At 72.8% G+C, this 6,083-nt stretch carries 4 protein-coding genes and 1 pseudogene; 1 reads left to right on the top strand and 4 read right to left on the bottom strand.

The features are described from left to right. Positions 1-39: 39 nt before the first annotated feature. Positions 40-507, top strand: a pseudogene (locus tag C1J00_RS36515) (hypothetical protein); the annotation flags it as partial. A gap of 27 nt (positions 508-534) precedes the next feature. Here C1J00_RS36515 and C1J00_RS36510 read toward each other — a convergent pair. From C1J00_RS36510 to C1J00_RS36495, 4 genes are all read right to left on the bottom strand, one after another. Beyond that, positions 535-2,025 carry a phytoene desaturase family protein gene (locus tag C1J00_RS36510; RefSeq protein ID WP_102913225.1) on the bottom strand — a complete coding sequence of 497 codons (1,491 nt, stop codon included), beginning with the start codon at positions 2,023-2,025 and terminating at the stop codon, positions 535-537. A 494-nt stretch (positions 2,026-2,519) separates the two neighbouring features. After that, complete coding sequence (locus C1J00_RS36505; RefSeq protein WP_102913224.1) at positions 2,520-3,149, bottom strand: TetR/AcrR family transcriptional regulator; 630 nt, start codon at positions 3,147-3,149, stop codon at positions 2,520-2,522. Positions 3,150-3,231: 82 nt separating this feature from the next. Next, positions 3,232-5,316 (bottom strand): YhgE/Pip family protein, encoded by a 2,085-nt coding sequence (locus tag C1J00_RS36500; protein WP_102913223.1) that lies wholly within the window; start codon positions 5,314-5,316, stop codon positions 3,232-3,234. Next, positions 5,288-6,083 (bottom strand): ATP-binding cassette domain-containing protein (locus tag C1J00_RS36495; RefSeq protein ID WP_102913222.1); only part of this gene is annotated, 796 nt, incomplete at its 5' end. The genes C1J00_RS36500 and C1J00_RS36495, both read right to left, overlap by 29 nt.

Raw genomic sequence — 6,083 nt, 5'->3', positions numbered from 1 at the left:
CTAGAGTTCGTCGGCAGCGTCAGATGTGTATAAGAGATAGAGCCGCAGCCCATGCCGGACGACACCGGCTCCTACGGCGTCTACGACAACGGGTATCAGGCCGCGGGACAGCAGGCCCACGACCAGTACGGCGCCCAGGCCGCCGACCAGTCCTACGCCTACGACTACTCCGGCTACGGCCAGCAGCAGGGCTACGACGCCACAGGTCAGCAGCAGTACGCCGCCTACTCCGACCCGTACATCGGCTCGTCGACCTACGGCCAGGACACGTACGACGGCGGCTACGCCGACCAGCAGTACTACGGCCAGCAGGGCTACGGCCAGGAGCAGTACGCCGGCAACACCGGCACCTACGGCGGCGAGACCCCGCCCGACGGGGTGTGGGTCCCGCAGCAGCGCAACACCGACGAGCACGGGCAGGAGCTGCCGCCGGAGCAGCCGTACCCGTACCAGGGCGGCGGGCAGCAGCCGCAGGGCAACGGCTTCGACGAGCAGTACCGATTCTGAGACTCGAGTCACACCGGGGCGTCGCGCTCACTGCGAGCCGCGGAACTCCGGCCCCTCCACGATCAGTCCCGCGACCAGCGCGCCCGACATGCCCGCGTGCGGCAGTCCGCCGCCGGGGTGGGCCCAGCCGCCCACGGTGAACAGGCCGGGCACCCGCGTGCCGTTGGCCGGATGCAGCAGCCGTCCGCCGGCCGCCGCCAGGGCCGGCACCGGCACCGCCCCGCCCTCCGCCCCCGTCTCGTCCGCGGTGTCAGCGGGCGTGCGCACCTCGTGCCAGAGAAGGCGGTCGCGCAGGCCGGGGACGGTGCGTTCGGCGGCGGTGATCATGTGGTCCACGAGGTCGCCGTGAGGCTGCTCTGGCCGCGTGGGCACCGCCGTCGTGAGGGTGACCGCCTCGTGGTCCGCCGGGGCCAGGCGTGGGTCGTCGGGCCGTAGCACCGTGACCGTCGGACGGCGATTCCCTGCGGCTGTGCCGAACAGGTCCGCCAACTCGGCCTCGCGGTCCCGGGTGTGCACCACCGTGCGGTGTGCGGTGCCCTCGGGGCGGGGGCCGCGCAGGGCGAGCAGCAGGGTCAGCCGGCCGGCCGCCGCGGGCTGCGGCGGAACCTCGCCCTCGCCCCGTACGACGACGCCCGCCGTCAGCCGGGCCAGGATGCCGGGCGCGACGCCGGCGATCACGAAGTCCGCCTCCGCGACCGACCCGTCGGCGAGTTCCACCCCGGACGCCCGGCCGTCCTTCTCCAGCACGCCGGTAACCTCGGCGCCGAAGTGGAACGCGACCCTGCGGGCCAGACACCGTTCGTACACCGCCCGGGCCAGCTCGCGCAGACCGCCGCGCACGTACCAGGTGCCGAAGGCGTGCTCCAGGTACGGCAGGACGGCCGCGCTCGCCGGGGCGGCCCGGGGGTCCAGGCCGTACCCGAGGGCGTGGCTCTCCAGGAGAGCCGCGAGCCGGGGGTCGCGCAGCTCCCAGGCGCCGATCTCGGCGAGTGTGCCGGCCCGGCGGGTGCGCAGCAGCCGCTTGTGCGGCACCGACGGGTAGGGCTCGCGGTCGGCCAGCACCCGCCAGTTCGGCCAGAGCGGCTCCTCCAGCAGAGGCCGGCGGGTCCGGTCCCAGGCCTCCCGGGCCCGGACCAGGAAGTCGCCCCAGCGCTTCCCGGCGCCGGCGCCGAGCCCTTCGTCCAGGGCGGCGACGACGCCCGCGCGTGAGGCGTTCGGCAGCGACACCTCGGTGCCGTCCGCGAACACGTGCCGGGACGACGGATCGACCTGGACCAGCTCGACGCAGGACTCCAGCGGCTCCTTGCCGGTCTTGACGAAGAGGTCGCGGTAGACGGCCGGCAGCGGCAGCAGGGCGGGGCCGGTGTCGAAGGAGAACCCGTCACGCTCGAAGCGGCGCAGCGCTCCGCCGTAGGTGTCCGTCCGCTCGTACACCGCCACCCGGTGGCCCGCGACGGCCAGCCGGGCGGCAGCCGTCAGCGCGCCCATCCCGGCGCCGATCACCGCAATCCGTGCCATGCCGCGACTTTATCGGCCCCCGCCGACAGCCCATCGACAGCCCCACTGACCGCTCCGACCGACGGCCCCGGCCGGCGGCCTCCGAGTACGGGCGCGGGGGTGATCGTGACCAGGCGGCGACGGAGTGCTGTAGGGCCCCGTGCGCAGGGCTGAGTATCCGTACCTAGCCGCGCAGTTGAGTACGCGCACGGATGGGAGACGGCCCGCGCGGACGGGAGAGTGGAGACACGGAGAAGGGGCACGGCTCCGGCACCGGCGACACGGGGCGCCGGAACGGAGCCGGCCCACGATCCGCTCCTTCCGCCGGCGGTGTCGGCGGGAGCGAGGCACGGGGGAGAACCGGGGTAACCGGGGGACGACCGAACGGGGGTCCTGCGGGGGAACGTACGGGGGAGCAGGAAAACGGGGGAGCAGGGAAGGCGCCGGTTCGAGGTGGCCCGCGGGGGACGCGGCCACAGCGGACCGGCGCCTTCGGCTGTGCGTCGGGAGTCCGGTCAGCGGCAGCCGCTCACCCGGCCCTGGAGCAGCCGCGAAAGGGCCGCGTGGACGTCGTCCAGGGAACGCTCCGGCTGGAACGACTTCCAGTCGAGTGCGGCGACGAGGACCATGCCGACCAGTGCCGCCGCCGTCAGCGGCACGTCGATCTCCTCGCTGAACTCGCCGCCCGCCACACCGTCGCGCAGGACGTCCTCCACGACCGCGACGGCCTGCTGCCGGACCACCAGCAGCGTCGACTGCCAGGCCCGGTTGGTGCGCCACAGTTCGGCCACGTAGAGCTGGGTGAAGGCCGGGTAGCGGTCGATGAAGACCAGCCCGGCGCGGATCATCGCGTCCAGGGCGTCGACCTTGCTGCCGCCCTCCCGCGCGGTCCGCTCGGCCGCTTCCCGCAGGGAGGCGGTCAGCAGACCCACTCCGTGCCGCAGCAGTTCTTCGAAGAGGACGGACTTGCTCGCGAAGTTGTAGTAGACCGTGCCCTTCGCGACCCCGGCACGCTCGGCGATCTCGTCCACGGTCGTGGCGGAGAACCCCTGCTCGGCGATGAGCGTGACGGCCGCCTCGTAGAGCTTCTGCCGGGTGGCCTCGCGGCGCGTGCTGCCGCCCGACGCGGCACTGCTGCTTTCCATGGCCCTGATTGTCACAGGAACCTCTCCGTGGGATGTGACGGCGGGGAGGGCGTGGGCTCGGCGGCGGGCTCGGCGGTGGGGCTCACAGGCTCAGTTCCGGGTGCAGCCGGTCCAGTGTCCACACCTGGCGCCGCCGGGCCGCCACGGCGGTCAGCGCGAGGGCGCCGGCGGTGAACGCAGTCAGCACCACGCACGCGTGCCACACCGGTTCGAGACCACCGCCCGTGATGAGCCGCCTCAGGGCCTCGACGACGTAGCTCATCGGCAGGAACGGGTGGAGTGCGTTGAAGAACCCGGGGCTGGTCTGCACGGGGTACGTGCCGCCCGCCGAGGTCAGCTGGAGCATCAGCAGCGCGAGGACCAGGATCCGGCCCGCCGCCCCGAAGCGCGCGTTCAGCCACTGCACGATCGCCGCGAAGCACGCCGTCACCAGGAACAGGAACCCCACCGTCCCGGCCGCCCGTGCCATCTCCAGGCCGACCGCCCAGTGCAGCACCGACATCAGCGCCACCGTCTGCAGCACCCCGATCGCCACCACCGGCAGCCAGCCCGCCAGCGCGATCCGCCACGCCGGGGCACCCGCGGCGAGGGCCCGCCGGTTCATGGGCGCGATCAGCATGTACGCCACCATCGCCCCCACCCACAGGGACAGCGGGATGAAGTACGGCGCGAACCCGGTGCCGTAGTTGGGCGCCTTGTGCAGGTCCTGGCTGGCGAGCCGGACGGGGTCGGCCATGACCTCCGTGCGCCTGTCGCGGTCCCGCTCGTCGTAGTCGGGGATCTGCCCGGCCCCGTCGTGCAGGCCGCCGGCGAGCTTCCCGGAGCCGCCGACGAGCTTGAAGATGCCGCCGTTGAGGTCGTCCGCGCCCGTCTTCAGCTTGCCGACGCCCTTGTCCAGGCCGACCGCACCGGTCTTGGCCGTGCCGATGCCCTTGTGCAGCTCCTTCGCCCCGGCGGCGACCTCGGCCGCACCGTCGTTCAGCTTGTTGATCTTCTTGACGGCGTCGGCGAGGTCCTCGGAGAGGTGCGGTGCGCGGTCGGCGAGGGCCTGGGACTGCTTCTGGAGGGTGGCGAGGTTCTTGTCGAGCTTGTCCAGGTCGCCGTCCTGGTCCGCGATCAGCGTGTCGACGTCGTCCGCGACGGTGGTCACGTCGGCGGCAGCGTCCTTGGCCTTCTTCAGGTCGGAGCATGCCGCGTCGGGCAGGACGGGATCGTCGCAGCGCCGGACGTAGACGTCGTTCAGCGTGCCGGACGCCGCGCGGGCGTTCTTGGCGGCGGCCGGGGCCGTCTTCACCAGGGTGTCCAGGTGCTTGCGGATCACCCCGGACGAGTCGGCGACCAGCTGGGCGGTGTCGCCGATGGTCTTCTCGTTGCCCTTCAGGAAGGGCCCGACCTTGTCGGCGGTGCCGTCGACCCGGTCGGCGAGCTTCTGTGTGCCCTCCGCGACCCGCTTCGAGCCGTCCTCCAGGTCGCCCGCGCCGGTGTGGAGCTTCTTCAGGCCCGTGGAGAGCTTGCCGCTGCCGTTCTTGGCCTTCCGCAGGCCGTCGGCGAGGTCCTTGGAGCCCTTCTCGGCCTTGCCGATGCCGCCCTTGAGCCGGTCGGCCCCCTGCGCCGCCTTCACGGTCTTGCCGTGGATGTCGGAGAACGACACGAAGATCTTGTCCAGGAACGACCGGGACGTCTTCGTGGACGCCGCCTGCCTCACCTCACCGAAGACCGTCCGGGAGATCTGCCCGACGATGTAGTTGTTCGCGTCGTTGGTGCGCACCTGGAGGGCGCCGGTCTCCGGGCTGTTCCCGGAGCTGGAGGCGATCCGCTCGCTGAAGTCGGCGGGCAGGGTGAGCGACAGGTAGTAGCTGCCGTCCTCAACGCCCCTGCGGGCCTCGGCGGCGCTGACCTCCTGCCAGTCGAAGGTCTTGCTGTCGTGCAGGCCCTTCGTGATGTCCTCGCCCGCCGTGATCTTCCTGCCGTCGGCGGTCGCCCCCCTGTCGTCGTTCACGAGTGCCACCGGGATCTGGTCCAGACGGCCGTACGGGTCCCAGAACGACCACAGGTACAGGGCGCCGTACAGCAGCGGCAGCACCAGCAGCGCGACCAGAGCTGCGCGCGGCAGCTTCCCCCGCCCGAAGCGGCGCAGCTCAAGCGCGGCCAGTCTCGGCGAGCGCATCGGCCTTCTCCTCTCCCTGGTCGGCCTGGTCGGCCTGGTCGGCCTGGTCGGTTCCCTGATCGGGCTGGTCAGGCTGGTCGGATCCCTGATCGGCCCGGGCGTCCTCGGCGGACGGCTCTTCGGGGCTCTCGGCGGTGGAAACCCTGACGGTGCCCTCGGGGGCCTCGCTGCACACCGCCACGACCGTCGTCCCGGCATCGGCCAGAGACCAGAGCAGCGCCCAGACCTCCTCCCGCTCACCGTCCGCGAGCTTGAGGTCGGTGTCGTCGATGCCGAGCAGCCGCGGCCCGCCGACCAGAGCGAGCGCCACCGACAGCCTCAGCGCCTCCAGGCGCTCCAGGTCCCGTACTGCCGTGCGCGGCCCCTTGGGCAAGGCCTCCAGGTCGAGTCCTGCGGCTTCGAGCGCGGCGTCGACACGCTGCCCGGCCTCGGCCGCCCGCTCGCTGCGGGGCCGCAGCAGACCGCGCAGTGAGGCGCCGAACCGCTGCTGGAGGAGCGCCCGCTCCCGAAGGTGCTCGCCGACGGTCAGCGCCGGATCGAGGTCGGTGACCCCCGGGACGTGAGCCAGCGCGCTGATGCCGCGCACCGCCGCCATCTGCTTCGGCAGCCTCGCGTCGCCCACCGAAGCCGTGCCCTCCGAGACCTTCATCCGCCCCGTCAGCGCGAGCAGCAGGCATGTGCGGCCGGACCCGGACGGGCCCTCGACCGCGACGAGTGCCCCCGGCCCGGCGTCGACGGAGATCCCGCGGACCGCCCACCCCCGTGGC

Origin of the sequence: Streptomyces cahuitamycinicus, assembly GCF_002891435.1 — a bacterium.
GTDB classification, from domain to species: Bacteria; Actinomycetota; Actinomycetes; order Streptomycetales; family Streptomycetaceae; genus Streptomyces; species Streptomyces cahuitamycinicus.
The sequence above is the reverse complement of the archived record's forward strand: the minus strand, read 5'-3'. Positions and strand labels throughout refer to the sequence as shown.